The 16337-nt window shown below is 58.5% G+C and carries 13 protein-coding genes; 4 read left to right on the top strand and 9 right to left on the bottom strand.

All coding sequences use genetic code 11. The features are described 5' to 3' along the window. Positions 1-40: 40 nt before the first annotated feature. Positions 41-313, bottom strand: a complete 273-nt coding sequence (locus MME58_RS08470; RefSeq protein WP_010437138.1) for a DUF2160 domain-containing protein — start codon at positions 311-313, stop codon at positions 41-43. Between the two features lie 11 nt (positions 314-324). Further along, positions 325-882 (bottom strand): carbohydrate ABC transporter permease, encoded by a 558-nt coding sequence (locus MME58_RS08465; RefSeq protein WP_223813483.1) that lies wholly within the window; start codon positions 880-882, stop codon positions 325-327. Here MME58_RS08465 and MME58_RS27770 point away from each other — a divergent pair. Next, complete coding sequence (locus MME58_RS27770) at positions 766-1194, top strand: multiheme c-type cytochrome (protein ID WP_223813484.1); 429 nt, start codon at positions 766-768, stop codon at positions 1192-1194. The genes MME58_RS08465 and MME58_RS27770 overlap by 117 nt on opposite strands. Here MME58_RS27770 and MME58_RS08460 read toward each other — a convergent pair. Genes MME58_RS08460 through MME58_RS08450 form a run of 3 tightly spaced genes read right to left on the bottom strand, consistent with a single transcriptional unit; the run spans position 1136 to position 4204 of the window. Continuing rightward, the gene (locus tag MME58_RS08460; protein WP_024644953.1) at positions 1136-2002 is read right to left on the bottom strand and encodes a carbohydrate ABC transporter permease; all 867 of its coding nucleotides are present in this window, start codon (positions 2000-2002) and stop codon (positions 1136-1138) included. The genes MME58_RS27770 and MME58_RS08460 overlap by 59 nt on opposite strands. Then, positions 1995-3110, bottom strand: coding sequence for an ABC transporter ATP-binding protein (locus MME58_RS08455; RefSeq protein WP_055007073.1), 1116 nt, complete (start codon positions 3108-3110; stop codon positions 1995-1997). The genes MME58_RS08460 and MME58_RS08455 overlap by 8 nt, the downstream gene beginning before the upstream one ends. Then, positions 3110-4204, bottom strand: coding sequence for an ABC transporter ATP-binding protein (locus MME58_RS08450; RefSeq protein ID WP_055007074.1), 1095 nt, complete (start codon positions 4202-4204; stop codon positions 3110-3112). Before MME58_RS08450 ends, MME58_RS08455 begins: the two co-directional genes overlap by 1 nt. Before the next feature lie 300 nt (positions 4205-4504). On the opposite strand from MME58_RS08450, the gene MME58_RS08445 reads away from it, so the two are divergent. After that, complete coding sequence (locus tag MME58_RS08445) at positions 4505-6358, top strand: sigma-54-dependent Fis family transcriptional regulator (RefSeq protein ID WP_055007075.1); 1854 nt, start codon at positions 4505-4507, stop codon at positions 6356-6358. Between the two features lie 106 nt (positions 6359-6464). Here MME58_RS08445 and cysS read toward each other — a convergent pair whose 3' ends face one another. Continuing rightward, positions 6465-7847, bottom strand: coding sequence for a cysteine--tRNA ligase (cysS, locus tag MME58_RS08440; RefSeq protein WP_054987187.1), 1383 nt, complete (start codon positions 7845-7847; stop codon positions 6465-6467). A 19-nt stretch (positions 7848-7866) separates the two neighbouring features. Continuing rightward, positions 7867-9561 carry a glutamine--tRNA ligase/YqeY domain fusion protein gene (locus MME58_RS08435; protein ID WP_055007076.1) on the bottom strand — a complete coding sequence of 565 codons (1695 nt, stop codon included), beginning with the start codon at positions 9559-9561 and terminating at the stop codon, positions 7867-7869. Positions 9562-9769: 208 nt separating this feature from the next. Between MME58_RS08435 and MME58_RS08430 the strand changes: the two genes are divergently transcribed. Further along, positions 9770-10273 carry a peptidylprolyl isomerase gene (locus MME58_RS08430; protein ID WP_054987150.1) on the top strand — a complete coding sequence of 168 codons (504 nt, stop codon included), beginning with the start codon at positions 9770-9772 and terminating at the stop codon, positions 10271-10273. Beyond that, positions 10270-11016: a UDP-2,3-diacylglucosamine diphosphatase gene (gene lpxH / locus MME58_RS08425; protein WP_055007077.1), complete on the top strand. Its 747-nt coding sequence runs from the start codon at positions 10270-10272 to the stop codon at positions 11014-11016. The genes MME58_RS08430 and lpxH overlap by 4 nt, the downstream gene beginning before the upstream one ends. A gap of 2486 nt (positions 11017-13502) precedes the next feature. Here the strand turns inward: lpxH and MME58_RS08420 are convergent. Both MME58_RS08420 and MME58_RS08415 read right to left on the bottom strand, forming a co-directional pair. After that, the gene (locus tag MME58_RS08420; RefSeq protein WP_054987000.1) at positions 13503-15041 is read right to left on the bottom strand and encodes a DHA2 family efflux MFS transporter permease subunit; all 1539 of its coding nucleotides are present in this window, start codon (positions 15039-15041) and stop codon (positions 13503-13505) included. 63 nt (positions 15042-15104) lie between these two features. Next, positions 15105-16313, bottom strand: a complete 1209-nt coding sequence (locus MME58_RS08415; protein WP_055005846.1) for an HlyD/EmrA/EmrK family protein — start codon at positions 16311-16313, stop codon at positions 15105-15107. Positions 16314-16337: the final 24 nt, after the last annotated feature.

Raw genomic sequence — 16337 nt, 5'->3', positions numbered from 1 at the left:
CGTCGGCCGATTCAGTCATACAATCGCACCCGACCGCTCCCTAACCCCAACGCATCACCACCAACAACCACACCAGGGAAGCCCCTGAAGCGATCCAGATACTCCAGTCAGTCGCGCCGATCACCAGCAGATGCAGGTAAGCGCTGCCCAGAAGCCCAATGAAAAGACGGTCGCCACGGGTGGTGGCAATCGGCAGAAAACCACGACGCTCGATGCTTGCCGAGCGCAATTCCCATACTGTCATTCCCGCCAGCAGCACAGCGATGCTGATGAAAAAGGCAGCAGTGGGCAGTGTCCAGGACATCCACTCCATTTCTCGACTCCTCAGACGCGACCAAGAGCGAAGCCCTTGACCACATGGTTGCGAACGAACCAGATCACCAGCATGCCCGGCAGGATGGTCAACACCCCGGCGGCCGCCAGCACCCCCCAATCGATACCCGATGCCGAGACCGTGCGGGTCATCACTGCCGCTATCGGCTTGGCGTTGACCGAGGTCAACGTGCGCGCCAGGAGCAGTTCGACCCAGGAGAACATGAAGCAGAAAAACGCCGTTACACCAATGCCCGAGCCGATCAGCGGAATGAAGATCTTCACGAAAAACCTGGGAAAGCTGTAACCGTCGATATACGCCGTCTCATCTATCTCCTTGGGAACACCGGACATGAAGCCCTCCAGAATCCAAACGGCCAGCGGAACGTTGAACAGGCAATGCGCCAGTGCGACGGCGATGTGCGTGTCAAACAGGCCAATGGACGAATACAACTGAAAAAACGGCAACAGGAATACTGCAGGTGGTGCCATGCGATTGGTCAGCAGCCAGAAGAACAGGTGCTTGTCGCCGAGAAAACGATAGCGGGAAAAGGCATAGGCTGCAGGCAGTGCCACGCTCAGCGATATCACGGTGTTGAGGCACACGTAGTACAGCGAGTTGAGGTAGCCGCTGTACCAGCTCTCGTCGGTGAAGATCACCTTGTAGTTGGCCAGGGTAAAATCCTGCGGCCACAGGGTCAGGCCGCTGAGGATCTCGGTATTGGTCTTGAACGACATGTTGATCAGCCAGTAGATCGGCACCAGCAGAAACAACAGGTAAATCCACAGCGGTATGATTTTGCGCAGACTCATGACCCGGCCCTCAATTCTTTTCGCCGTGGGTCATGGCGGTATAGAACACCCATGACACCAACAGAATGATCAGGAAATACACCAGCGAGAACGCCGCCGCCGGCCCCAGGTCGAACTGCCCGAGCGCCATGGTCGTCAGGGTCTGACTGAGGAAGGTGGTGGAGTTGCCCGGACCGCCGCCGGTCAGAACGAACGGCTCGGTGTAGATCATGAAGCTGTCCATAAAGCGCAGCATCACCGCAATCAGCAGTACGCTTTTCATCTTCGGCAACTGAATATGCCGGAAGATGGCCCAACCGGACGCCCGATCAATCCGTGCTGCCTGGTAATACACGTCCGGAATGGCTCGCAGCCCTGAATAGCAGAGCAAAGCGACCAGCGAGGTCCAGTGCCAGACGTCGATGACCAGTACCGTCACCCAGGCATCCGACGCATTGGCGGCGTAGTTGTAGTTGATGCCCAGCACATTGTTCAGCGTGTAGCCGAGCAAGCCGATATCCCCACGGCCGAAAATCTGCCAGATGGTGCCGACCACATTCCACGGAATCAGCAATGGAATGGTCATCACGATCAGGCACAACGACGACCAGCGGCCCTTGGTAGGCATGGTCAGGGCAATCGCGATGCCCAACGGGATCTCGATCAGCAGCACACAGCCCGAGTAAATGAACTGACGCAGCAGCGAATCGTGCAGACGCGGGTCCTGCAGAACTTGCCTGAACCAGTCGGTGCCGACGAAATAGCGGCTGGACTGGTCGAAGATGTCCTGCACCGAGTAGTTGACCACCGTCATCATCGGGATGATGGCACTGAATGCCACCAGCAGAAACACTGGCATCACCAGCCACCAGGCCTTGTTGTTCTGAACCTTACGCATGGGACACCTCACTGGCAGGGCCGGCTTCGAGCAGGTAATCATCTGCGTACAGCATCAGCCATTGCCCCGGAAAACTGATCCACGCCTGGCCTTGCGGCACCAGCTTGTCTTCCTGCAGCCGAACCTTGAGCAACTGTCCGGCCAGTTTCAGGGTGATGATCTTGTAGGTGCCGAGGTCTTCCACGTAGGTCACGTCGGCGCACATGGCATCGTCGTAAGGCCCGTCCCAGACGTGCACGAACTCTGGACGAATGCCCACTTTCAGACTTTTCCAGGGCGTATCGGCAAGCTTTTGCTGCAACGCTTCAGGCAGCGGCAGATGAATGTCGGCAAAACCGACTCCGCCTGTTTGAGGCGTGACGTCAATGAGATTCATGCCGGGGCTGCCGATGAAATAGCCGACAAAGGTGTGGGAAGGCTTTTCAAAAAGCTCCCGCGGTGTACCGAACTGCACAATCTGTCCGCCATACATCACCGCGATCTTGTCGGCGAAGGTCGAAGCCTCGAGCTGATCGTGGGTCACGTAGACCATGGTGATATTGAACTGCTCGTGGATCTGCTTAAGCTTGCGCCGCAGTTTCCATTTCAGGTGCGGGTCGATGACCGTCAGCGGCTCATCGAAAAGGATCGCTGAAACGTCATCGCGAACCAGCCCGCGACCCATGGAGACCTTTTGTTTCTCGTCTGCGCTCAGGTTGCGCGCCTTCTTTTTCAGCAGCGGCTGCAAGTCCAGAACATCGGCTATTTCGTTGACCTTGATGAGAATCCGCGCCTCGTCCATGCCCTGATTACGCAAAGGAAAGGCCAGGTTATCGAACACGGTCATGGTGTCGTAGATCACCGGAAACTGGAAAACCTGAGCAATATTGCGGCGCTCCGGCGGCAGCTCGTTGACCACTTTTGAATCAAACAATACCTGGCCCTGTGAAGGACTGAGCAATCCCGAAATGATATTGAGCAAGGTCGACTTGCCACAGCCGGAGGGTCCAAGTAGCGCGTAGGCGCCACCCTGCTCCCAGATATGGCTCATTTCCCGTATCGCGTAATCGTCAGGACCGGGCTTGGCGCTATAACTGTGCGCCAGGTTCTGCAAGCGGATCTCGGCCATCAGGCAACCCTCGCCATACGCAGGCCCGGTGCCTGAATCAGGCCGCCCTGCTGATCGAATACAAACAATTTGTGGGTCGGGATGTACACCCGAATCGCTGCATCGACGTCGTAGGCGTGAACGCCCGGTAGATGCAGGACCAGCGAGAACAGCTCGTTGCGCACATGCAGGAAGGTTTCCGAGCCGCTTATTTCCGCCAGCTCGACGGTGACGGCTAGTTCCAGGTCATCATCGTTGGACGGCACCAGGCTCAGATGACTCGGGCGTACTCCGAAGCGATACTCTCCATCGCCGACGGCACGCAGGTCGACATTGAGCGGAAAGTGCACGAAGTTGGCGAAGCTGACTTCATTGCCGTCTATCCGACCCGGCATCAGGTTGATCGGCGGTTCGGAAAACAGCTCGGCGGCCAATACAGTGCTCGGCCGGTGGTAAACCTCTGGAGTCTTGCCACTCTGCACCACTCGCCCCTCATGCAGAATGGTGGTAGTGCCGCCCAGAGCCAGCGCCTCATTGGGCTCGGTGGTGGCGTAGATGGCGATAGTATGGCGAGCGGCAAACAGCTCGCGCATTTCCTGACGCAGCTCTTCGCGCAGCTTGTAATCGAGGTTGACCAGCGGCTCGTCGAACAGGATCAGTTCGGCATCCTTGACCAGCGCCCTGGCCATCGCGGTGCGCTGTTGCTGTCCACCGGACAATTCGAGGGGGTGACGCTGCAGGAATTTTTCGATGCGCAGCATCTTCGCGGTTTCCTGCACGCGGCTATCGATCACCTCCCTGGACAACCCCGCTTGGCGCAGCGGCGAGGCGATGTTTTCAAACACCGTCATGCTTGGGTAATTGATGAACTGCTGATAAACCATCGAGACGTTGCGCAAACGAACGGGGCGGTTGGTGACATCGACCCCGTTCATCAGCACCCGTCCGCTGTCAGGCTTGTCCAGCCCGGCCATCAGGCGCATCAGGCTGGTTTTGCCGGACAGGGTTCGTCCCAGCAGAACGTTGAATGATCCCGGCTCAAAGCTCAGGGAAGCGTCGTCGATCCAGACCTGACCATCGACTGCGCGACTGACATGCTCCAGCGTGAGTGACATGGCGTGCCCTTTGTTGTTTTTTTCTTAAGGGTGATTGCGTGACTGTCTGCAGATAGCGACATTCATGCCAGCTCGGCCAGATCGCTGCCAAAAGCCCGAAACAGAGCGCTCTCCCGTATTCATTGGGCCAAACGCCTTTCGCAGCTGAACAATAATGAACAGAAAAAACTGAACACTTGAACAAAATGAACATTGACTTTGAACAAAACTGAACGACACTGGACGGACGTTGCGGGCAAGGATGGTCACGCCGACGGGACCTAAAAACAAAAACAACACGTCACATTCGCAGGCATCCTCATGTCTCAACCCAGCGCTTCGCTTGCTCACGACATCATCATTCAGGATTCATGGAGGCGCTGCCGGGACTTCGGCCTCAGCCATCAGACGCGTCCTTCCTTCGGCCAACTGCCCGGTGCAGAGGTTGCCAGACTGCTGGAGCGTCATCACGGCCTGGTGCAGACCACTCATCAGGAAGTCCTGCCGGTCTACGAAAATATTCTGAGCAACTCCAACTGCCTGATTCTGCTGGCCGATCCTCAAGGCCAGTTGCTCAAATCGTGGGGGGCACAACGCTTCGTCGAGTCTTCCCAGGCTCAGGGCTTCATGGCAGGTGCCAGCTGGAGCGAACGGGGCACAGGCACCAATGCCATTGGCACAGCGCTGGCCTGCGAGCAGGCTATTCATATCGAGCCCGACGAGCACTTCCTCAAGGCCAATCGCTTCATGACCGGGTCAGCTTCACCGATCTTCGACGCCAATCGACGCATCATTGCCGTGCTGGATGTGTCCAGTGACAGCTTTCTGCCGCCCTCGCACACGCTTGGCATGGTCAAGATGATGAGCCAGTCAGTAGAAAACCGGCTGATTCTTGATCAGTTTCGCGACTCCCACTACCAGTTGATCTTCAATACAGGCCTGAACAACCTGGACAGCCAATGGGCAGGTCTGCTGATTTTCGACGAAAGCGGTCAGATCCTGTGTGCCAATCGGCGAGCTGACAACTTGCTGGGGACAACGCCGTCCGGAGTCAGTATCGAGACGCTGTTCAAGTGTCCGATCCTGCAACTGCTCAGCGAAACCGAAGCGCGGCCATTTGCGCTGCATGCATTAGGCAACAATCGCTTTCAATGCCTGCTCAAGCGCCCGACCCGCAAGCCGCTGAAGCTGCATAGCGTCCAGCCGCTGCACACGCCTGCAGCACCGCGAAACCTGGACCTCGATGCGATCAGCCTGGGCGATCCCAGGATCGAGAAGGCTGTACATCAGGCGCAACGACTTCTGGAAAAAGACATCCCACTGCTGATTCATGGCGAAACCGGGGTCGGCAAGGAAGTGTTTGTCAAAGCACTGCATCAGGCCAGTGCGCGCGCTGGCCTGCCGCTGATCGCCGTCAACTGCGCCGCAATTCCGGCCGAACTGGTCGAGGCTGAGCTATTTGGCTATGAAAGAGGGGCGTTTACCGGCGCCAGTCAAAAGGGCAGCATCGGCCTGATTCGTAAAGCCGACAAAGGTACGCTGTTTCTGGACGAGGTCGGCGACATGCCCCTGCCGGTGCAGGCGCGGCTGCTACGTGTGCTGCAGGAGCGCTGTGTTCAACCATTGGGCAGCAGCGAGTTGTACCCGGTGGACATACGCCTGATTTCGGCCACCAATCGCGGCTTGCGCGAGCAGGTTCAGACCGGGCATTTTCGCCAGGACCTTTATTACCGGATCAGCGGCCTGAGCATCGAACTCCCGCCACTGCGCGAGCGCACTGACAAACATGCGCTCATCCAGAGTATCTGGGAGCGGCACCGCGATGCTCATCAACGTGCAGGTTTTTCCAGAGAAGTGCTCGAGCTATTCGAGCATCACCCCTGGCCGGGCAACCTTCGTCAGCTCAACAGCGTGATTCAGGTGGCACTTGCGCTGGCCGACGAACAGCCGATCGGCACCGAACATCTGCCAGACGACTTTCTGCTCGATACGCACGTGGATGAAGAATGCCGTGATCCGGCGAGGCCCCAGGAATCAGCCTTACGCTTGCACCCGACTGAAGACCTCGGCCAACTGTTTCAAGCGGCAGGCGGGAATATTTCACAACTGGCGAAACGTCTGGGGGTCAGTCGCAATACGCTGTACAAGCGGTTGCGGGAACAGCGGATTGTCTAGTGTATGACGCTTGGCAGGCTGCATATCGAGGATCGGACGCGCAGCGTCCAGAACAGAATGCCCATGCGCAGCATGGGCATTCCAGTGTTTCAGGGACAGTTCTTGATCAGTCCGCAAGGCGCCAGGTCGTACCGCCCTTGCCGTCTTCCAGAACCACACCCATCGCGGTGATCCGGTCGCGGATCCGGTCGGACTCAGCCCAGTCTTTCGCCGCGCGAGCAGCCAGGCGAGCCTGAATCAGCGCTTCCACTTCTGCCGCGTCGACGCGCCCTTCCGCGCCTGCGCGCAGGAAGTCATCGGCTTCCAGCTGCAGAACACCCAATACGCTGGCAAGTTGCTTCAAGCGCGCCGCCAGCCCCGCCGCTGCAGCGACATCGGATTCGCGCAGACGATTGATCTCGCGGACCATCTCGAACAGGACCGCACACGCTTCAGGCGTACCGAAGTCGTCATTCATTGCAGCGCTGAAACGCTCGACGAATGCTTCGCCACCAGCGGGCTCGGCAACCGGCAAGCCCTTGAGCGCGTGATAGAAACGCTCAAGCGCTGCTTTGGACTCGCGCAGGCTGTCTTCGGAGTAGTTGATCGCGCTGCGGTAATGGCTTGACACCAGCAGGTAACGCACCACTTCCGGGTGGTATTTTTCCAGGACGTCACGAATGGTGAAGAAGTTGTTCAGGGACTTGGACATCTTCTCGCCATTGATGCGAATCATGCCGCAGTGCAGCCAGGCATTGGCGTAGGTCTTGCCGGTCGCGGCTTCGCTCTGGGCGATTTCGTTTTCGTGGTGCGGAAACTCCAGATCGCTGCCGCCGCCATGAATGTCGAAGGTCTCGCCCAGGCAGCAGGTCGACATCACCGAACATTCGATATGCCAGCCCGGACGCCCGGCGCCCCAAGGCGATTCCCAGCTCGGCTCGCCCGGCTTGACGCCTTTCCAGAGCACGAAGTCCAGCGGATCTTCCTTGGACTCGTCCACCTCGATACGTGCGCCGATACGCAGGTCTTCGATCTTCTTGCGCGACAGTTTGCCGTAACCCTGAAACTTGCCCACACGGTAATACACGTCGCCGTTACCCGGCGCGTAGGCATAGCCCTTGTCGATCAGGGTCTGGATCATGGCGTGCATGCCCGCGATGTGATCGGTGGCACGCGGCTCCATGTCCGGTTTGAGGATATTGAGGCGAGCCTCGTCCTCGTGCATGGCGTCGATCATGCGCGCCGTGAGCGCGTCGAACGACTCGCCGTTGTCACGGGCACGATTGATGATCTTGTCGTCGATGTCGGTGATATTGCGCACATAGGTCAGTTCATAACCACTGAAGCGCAACCAGCGGGTCACCAGGTCGAACGCCACCATGCTGCGGCCATGACCAAGGTGGCAGTAGTCGTATACGGTCATCCCGCAGACGTACATGCGCACCTTGTTGCCATCCAGCGGCTTGAAAACTTCTTTGCTCTTGGTGAGCGTGTTGTAAATAGAAAGCACTATCTGCCCCTCGGACATCTCAGGTCCAGGAATCCCGCAACGTTACCGTGCGGTTGAAAACTGGTTGACCGGGTTTCGAGTCCTTGATGTCCGCGCAGAAGTAACCTTCGCGTTCGAACTGGAAACGGTCTTCCGGTTGCGCGTGTCCCAATGACGGCTCAGCACGACAACCGGTCAGCACTTGCAGGGAGTCCGGGTTGATGTTGTCCAGAAAGCTTGCGCCGTCTTCGGCTTTTTCCGGGTTGGCGGAACGGAACAGGCGGTCATAAAGACGCACTTCGCATTCAACGCTCTCTGCCGCAGGCACCCAGTGCACAACACCCTTGACCTTGCGGCCTTCAGGGTTCTTGCCCAGCGTGTCCGGATCGTAGGAGCAACGCAGTTCGACGATGTTTCCGTCTGCGTCCTTGATTGCCTCATCAGCGCGAATCACATAACTGCCACGCAAACGCACTTCGCCATTGGGCTCAAGACGCTTGTAGCCTTTGGGCGGCTCTTCCATGTAATCGTCGCGATCGATGTAGATCTCCCGCGAGAACGGCAGCTCGCGCATGCCCAGGTCTTCTTTCGGATGGCGCGGCAGTTCCAGCTTCTCGACCTGACCTTCCGGGTAGTTGGTGATGACCACTTTCAATGGTCGCAGCACGCACATGGCACGTGGGGCACTGTGATCCAGGTCATCGCGAATACTGAATTCGAGCATGCCGAAATCGACCACGCCGTCGGAACGGTTGGTGCCGATCATTTCGCAGAAGTTGCGGATCGATTTCGGCGTGTAACCACGACGACGGAAACCCGACAGCGTCGACATGCGCGGGTCGTCCCAGCCGTTGACGTGCTTTTCGTCAACCAGTTGCTTGAGCTTGCGCTTGCTGGTGATGGTGTAATTCAGGTTCAGGCGCGAGAACTCGTACTGGCGCGGCTTGCATGGCACCGGCAGGTTGTCGAGGAACCAGTCGTACAGCGGACGATGGCTTTCGAACTCCAGGGTGCAGATCGAGTGGGTGATGCCTTCGAGCGCATCCGACTGACCGTGGGTGAAGTCGTAGATCGGGTAGATGCACCACTTGTCGCCGGTCTGATGGTGATGCGCATGACGAATGCGATAGATGATCGGATCACGCAGGTTCATGTTCGGCGAGGCCATGTCGATTTTGGCACGCAGTACGCGAGCGCCATCCTCGAACTCCCCGGCTTTCATGCGCGCGAACAGGTCCAGGTTTTCCTCGACGCCACGCTCACGGAACGGACTGTTCTTGCCCGGCTCGGTCAAGGTGCCGCGGTACTCTCGGGCCTGCTCGGGGGTCAGATCGTCTACATAGGCCTTGCCCGACTTGATCAGCTCCACCGCCCAGTCGTGCAACTGGTCGAAATACTGTGAGGCGTAGCGCACCTCACCCGCCCATTCAAAGCCCAGCCACTTGACGTCACTCATGATGGCGTCGATGTATTCCTGGTCTTCCTTGGCCGGATTGGTGTCGTCGAAACGCAGGTGCGTATCGCCACCAAACTCCTCGGCCAGACCGAAGTTCACGCAGATCGATTTAGCGTGACCGATATGCAGATAGCCGTTGGGCTCAGGCGGAAAACGGGTCACGATTTTACTGTGCTTGCCCGAGTCCAGGTCTGCCTGCACGATAGGACGCAGGAAATTGGTCGGTACGGCCGGGCCTGCCTTTGAATGGGCAGTGGGTTCTGGAGTGGGCTTGCTCATAGGATCCTTGGACAATACGTGCGCGGCCAGGGTAGGCCGACTAAATCAAAGCGCTTATCATAGCCGAAGCTGTCAAGCCCCTGACAACAGACTGCGTATTTGAGGGCATAAAAGCTGCAAAAGCGCTGAAAAATGTAACCTCGCCTGTAAACTGCGCGTCAGGGTCATAATCTGCCCATTCATGCATGACTAGAGAGCGACTTCCCAAATGCCTAATGTAAAGCTGACTACCAACCACGGCGACATCGTGCTGCAACTGAACGAAGAAAAAGCGCCGCTGACCGTTGCCAACTTCATCGAATACGTTAAAGCCGGCCACTACGAAAACACGGTTTTCCACCGTGTGATCGGCAATTTCATGGTTCAGGGCGGCGGTTTCGAGCCTGGCATGAAAGAAAAGAAAGACAAGCGCCCGAGCATCCAGAACGAAGCCGACAACGGTCTGCCGAACAAGAAGTACAGCGTGGCCATGGCCCGTACCATGGAACCGCATTCGGCCTCTGCGCAGTTCTTCATCAACGTCGCTGACAACGCCTTCCTGAACCACAGCGCCAAGACCGTTCAGGGCTGGGGTTACGCTGTATTCGGTGAAGTGGTCGAAGGCACTGACGTGGTCGACAAGATCAAGGGCGTGGCGACTTCCAGCAAAGCCGGCCATCAGGACGTTCCGGTAGAAGACGTGATCATCGAGAAAGCCGAGATCGTTGAGTGATACTGCTGATCTCCGATCTGCACCTTGAACAGGAGCGCCCGGACATTACCCGGGCGTTTCTGGATCTGCTCGCAGGACGCGCTCGCGAAGCCGAGTCGCTGTATATTCTCGGGGATTTCTTTGAAGTCTGGATCGGTGACGATGCCATGTCACCGTTCCAGCTTTCGATCTGCCAGGCCCTGCGCGAATTGAGCGACAGTGGCACACGAATTTTTCTGATGCACGGCAACCGCGACTTCATGATCGGCAAGGGTTTCTGCAAAGCAGCGGGCTGTACGCTGTTGAGCGACCCGAGTGTCGTGCAGTTGAACGGTGAGCCCGTACTGTTGATGCATGGCGATAGCCTGTGCACCCGCGACGAAGGTTATATCCGGATGCGCCGTTATCTGCGCCATCCGCTGACGTTGTTCATATTGCGTCACCTGCCGTTGGGCACCCGCCATAAACTGGCGCGCAAGTTACGCAACGAAAGCCGCGCCAAGACCAGCCTCAAGGCCAACGATATTGTCGACGTGACCCCGGAAGAAGTGCCGCGGATCATGCAGCAGTTCGGTGTGCGCACGCTGGTCCACGGCCACACTCATCGTCCGGCGATTCATAAGTTGCAGATTGGCGATCAGGCGGCCAGGCGTATCGTGCTGGGTGACTGGGATCGTCAGGGCTGGGTGCTGCAGGTGGATGAGCAGGGCTTCAATCTGAGCGCGTTTGACTTTGTACCCGAGACGACTGCGCTGTTGAATTGATGGTGCGGGAACGCTGCTGAGCGCGTGGCTGTTCTGCGACTTCAGGTAGGTTGTGGTTCTACACAGACTCTCGTTCCTACGCTACGCGTGGTAATGCCGTTCGTGACGCTCTGCGTCACACGGCGGTTTTGTGGTGTCAGGGGGATTGGGGTTCGACTCAGATTCTCGTTCCCACGCTCCGCGTCGGAATGCAGTTCGTGACGCTCTGCGTCACAAGGCGGTTCTGTGGTGTCAGGTGGACTGGGGTTCGACTCAGATTCTCGTTCCCACGCTCCGCGTGGTAATGCAGTTCGTGACGCTCTGCGTCACACGGCGGTTTTGTGGTGTCAGGGGGATTGGGGTTCGACTCAGATTCTCGTTCCCACGCTCCGCGTGGTAATGCAGTTCGTGACGCTCTGCGTCACACGGCGGTTCTGTGATGTCAGATGGATTGGGGTTCGACTCAGATTCTCGTTCCCACCCTCCGCGCGGTAATGCAGTTCGTGACGCTCCGCGTCACACGGCGGTTCTGTGGTGTCAGGGGGATTGGGGTTCGACTCAGATTCTCGTTCCCACCCTCCGCGTGGACATGCAGTTCGTGACGCTCTGCGTCACACGGCGGTTCTGTGGTGTCAGGGGGATGGGGGTTCGACTCGGGTCAGCTTTTCGCCCCTCGGCGAGTTACTTTGATGGGGCCAAAGTAACCAAAGCCCCTGGCTCCGTTTCCGGCCCGACTTCGTCGGGTTCCTTCGTCCTGCCACTGATCCGCGGGTCGCCGCAACGGGCCATCCATGGCCCGGTGCGGCTAGCCTGGCGTCCTGCCAGGCTACCCACGGATCAGCGCCAGGACTCAGCCGTCACTTACGTCGCACTCTGCGTCGTCTGTGCCATCGTGGTTGAAAAGCACTTCGTTTGCAGTGACTAAGATTTTGATTATCGTGCCGACGCTCCGCGTGGTAATGCAGTTCGTGACGCTCTGCGTCACATGGCGGTTTTGTGGTGTCAGGGGGATTGGGGTTCGACTCAGATTCTCGTTCCCACGCTCCGCGTGGTAATGCAGTTCGTGGCGCTCTGCGTCACACGGCGGTTCTGCGGTGTCAGGGGGATTGGGGGTCGACTCAGATTCTCGTTCCCACGCTCCGCGTGGTAATGCCGTTCGTGGCGCTCTGCGTCACACGGCGGTTCTGCGGTGTCAGGGGGATTGGGGGTCGACTCAGATTCTCGTTCCCACCCTCCGCGTGGTAATGCCGTTCGTGACGCTCTGCGTCACACGGCGGTTCTGTGATGTCAGATGGATTGGGGTTCGACTCAGATTCTCGTTCCCACCCTCCGCGCGGTAATGCCGTTCGTGACGCTCTGCGTCACACAGCGGTTATGTGGTGTCAGGGGGATTGGGGTTCGACTCGGGTCAGCTTTTCGCCCCTCGGCGAGTTACTTTGATGGGGCCAAAGTAACCAAAGCCCCTGGCTCCGTTTCCGGCCCGACTTCGTCGGGTTCCTTCGTCCTGACGCTGATCCGCGGGTCGCCGCAACGGGCCATCCATGGCCCGGTGCGGCTAGCCTGGCGTCCTGCCAGGCTACCCACGGATCAGCGCCAGGACTCAGCCGTCACTTACGTCGCACTCTGCGTCGTTTGTGCCATCGCGGTGAAAAGCGTTTTAGAGCAGTTTGGCTGAAGGCACGGATAACTATCGTGCCCACGCTCCGCGTCGGCATGCAGTTCGTGACGCTCTGCGTCACACGGCAGTTCTGTGATGTCTGTGCCACCGTGGCTGAAAAGCACTGTGTTAGCCGCGGCCGCAGGGAGGCATGACGTGGTGTAGAGAGTCACGCCAGCCCTATGACATTAGTGCCCGCCCCCCGCCGCAGGCCCGGCTTTTGATTATCGTGCCGACGCTCCGCGTGGTAATGCAGTTCTTGACGCTCCGCGTCACACGGCGGTTCTGTGGTGTCAGGGGGATTAGGGTTCGACTCAGATTCTCGTTCCCACGCTCCGCGTGGTAATGCCGTTCGTGACGCTCTGCGTCACATGGCGGTTTTGTGGTGTCAGGGGGATTGGGGTTCGACTCGAGTAACCTTTTCGCCCCTCGGCGAGTTACTTTGATGGGGCCAAAGTAACCAAACCCCCGGCTCCGTTTCCGGCCCGACTTCGTCGGGTTCCTTCGCCCTGACGCTGATCCGCGGGTCGCCGCAACGGGCCATCCATGGCCCGGTGCGGCTAGCCTGGCGTCCTGCCAGGCTACCCACGGATCAGCGCCAGGACTCAGCCGTCACTTACGTCGCACTCTGCGTCGTTTGTGCCATCGCGGTGAAAAGCGTTTTAGAGCAGTTTGGCTGAAGGCACGGATAACTATCGTGCCGACGCTCCGCGTCGGCATGCAGTTCGTTACGCTCTGCGTCACACGGCAGTTCTGTGATGTCTGTGCCACCGTGGCTGAAAAGCACTGTGTTAGCCGCGGCCGCAGGGAGGCATGACGGGGTGTAGAGAGTCAAGCCAGCCCTATGACATTAGTGCCCGCCCCCCGCCGCAGGCCCGGCTTTGGCAGCGAATGGGGGTTTGGCCAGCCAGACCAGCAGGATCAGTCCTGCGAATATCCAGCCCAGCAGGTAGAAGTAATCAACGGTGGACATCATGTAGGCCTGTGCGTTGAGGGTACGTTCCAGCTGTGCGTAGGCCTGCGGGCTCGCGCCGCCCAGGCTGTCGAGGGCATGCCGGGTTGTCGGGTCGAACGTGCTGATGTTTTCACTCAGGTAGGCATGATGCTGGTTGGCGCGACGAATCCAGATCCAGGTGGTCAGTGACGCTGCGAAGCTGCCGCCAAGGGTGCGCAGGAAAGTTGCCAGTCCCGAGCCATCGGCGATCTGGTTGGGCGGCAGGTCGGACAGCAAAATGCTCAGGGTCGGCATGAAGAACAGCGCCACACCAATGCCCATGAACAACTGCACCATCGCCACGTGCTCGAAATCCACGTCGGTATTGAAGCCGGCACGCATGAAACAGCTCAGTCCCATCGCCAGAAACGCCAGCCCTGCCAGCAGGCGCAGGTCGAACTTGTGCGCGTACTTGCCGACAAACGGCGACATCAGCACTGGCAGGATGCCAATCGGCGCAACAGCCAGACCCGCCCAAGTCGCGGTGTAGCCCATCTGGGTCTGCAACCATTGCGGTAATATCAGGTTGATACCGAAGAATCCCGAATAGCCGCCGATCATGACCAGCGTGCCGATACGAAAATTGCGATAGGCAAACAACCGTAGGTTCACGATCGGGTGCTTGTCGGTCATTTCCCAGATCACGAAGAACGTCAGCGCGATCAACGACGTCAACGAGCCGAAAATGATGAAGTTTGACTCGAACCAGTCAAGATCATTGCCCTTGTCGAGCACTATCTGCAACGCACCGACACCGACAATCAGGGCCAGCAAGCCGATGTAATCAAGCGGTTGATGAGCGGTGCTGACCGGCCTTTTAGCCATTTGCGAACGCACCACCAACACAGCGAACAGGCCGATGGGGATGTTGATGAAGAAAATCCACGGCCAACTGTAACTGTCAGTAATCCAGCCACCGAGAATTGGCCCGGCGATAGGCGCGACCACCGTCACCATCGCCAGCAATGCCAGGGCCATGCCTCTTTTGGCAGGCGGGTACACTGCAATCAGCAGGGTCTGACTCATCGGATACAGCGGGCCGGCCACCATGCCCTGCAACGCCCGGAAACCCACCAGTTCCGGCATTGACTGGGAAATGCCACACAAAAACGACGCCATCACGAACAGAATGGTGGCCCACAGAAATAGCTTCACCTCGCCGAAGCGGCGGCTGAGCCAGCCGGTCAAGGGCAAGGCAATCGCGTTGCTGACGGCGAATGAGGTGATGACCCAGGTGCTCTGCTCGGAGCTGACCCCCAGGTTACCGGCAATGGTCGGCAACGCCACGTTGGCAATCGTGGTATCGAGCACCTGCATGAATGTCGCCAGCGACAGACCGATGGTGCATAGCAACAGGCTTGGCGGGGTAAAAGAGGCGGGGGCGTTGTTGCTCATCGCAAATCCCTGAAGACGAGTGCGATACCCCGGCCAGATGGCCGGGGTTCACGGATTGGCGGTTCAGCGCTGAACGGTAGCCTTGCTACTGGAAGCGCTGTTTTCGTGAATCAGGCGGGCAATCAACGCATCGGCATCGGCCAGCTGCGCGGCGTAGACCTGAGTGCTGAACGCTGCCTGCTTACGCGGCTGTTGCGCCAGGACCGGGCCGCTCTGGTCGTGCAGATTGACCTCGACCGTGGTCGACAGGCCGATGCGCAACGGGTGCTTTACCAGCTCATCCGGGTTGATATGCACGCGAACCGGCACGCGCTGAACAATCTTGATCCAGTTACCCGTCGCGTTCTGCGCAGGCAGCAGCGCAAAAGCGCTACCCGTACCAGCCCCCAGACTGTCGATGGTGCCGCTGTATTTGACATCGCTGCCATACAGGTCGGAGCTGATCTCCACCGGTTGCCCGATGCGCATCTTGCCCAGTTGGGTTTCCTTGAAGTTGGCATCGATCCACAACTGATCCAGCGGGATGACAGCCATGGTCGCGGTGCCAGGCTGAATGCGCTGGCCCAGTTGCACGCTGCGCTTGGCCACATAACCGGTGACCGGCGCTACCAGCGTACTGCGTGCATTGGCCAGAAAGGCCTGACGTAGCTGGGAGGCAGCAGCTTTGACGTCGGGATGTGAAGAAACAACCGTGTCATCGACCAGCGCCACGCTGGTGCTCAACTGCTGCTGAATATTGTTCAGCGCGCTTTGCGCACTGGTCAGACTGTCTCTGGCATGCGACAGCTCTTCCTGGGAAATCGCCCCGCCCGCGGCCAGGCTGCGCCGCCGGTTGTAGTTGTCCTGAGCAGTCTGCACGGCGGCGCGCTGGGCGGCCAGTTGAGCTTTCATGCCGTCTACATTGCTGTACAAACCACGTACCTGACGCACAACCTTGCCCAGATTGGCCTCGGCGCTTTGCAGCGAGACTTCGGCGTCGCTTGGATCGAACTTGAGCAAGACCTGCCCTTCGTGCACCAGATCCCCGTCGTCGGCACCAATGCTGATAACGGTTCCAGTGACCAACGGAGTAATTTCGACCACGTTGCCATTTACGTAAGCGTCGTCGGTCTCTTCGCTCCACTGTCCATAGACCTCGTACCAGGCCCAGATGGCCAGACCAAGGATCACGACGATGACAGCAAGCCCGATCAGCAGGAACTTGCGCTTGCCCGGCTTCGGCGCTTGCTGTGAAGACGGGGCAGATGTGTTTTCAGCGGCGGCAGTGGCCATGGCAGTTACCTTGTAATCAGCAAA

The organism is Pseudomonas syringae pv. tagetis, assembly GCF_022557255.1.
GTDB classification, from domain to species: Bacteria; Pseudomonadota; Gammaproteobacteria; order Pseudomonadales; family Pseudomonadaceae; genus Aquipseudomonas; species Aquipseudomonas caricapapayae.
The sequence above is the reverse complement of the archived record's forward strand: the minus strand, read 5'-3'. Positions and strand labels throughout refer to the sequence as shown.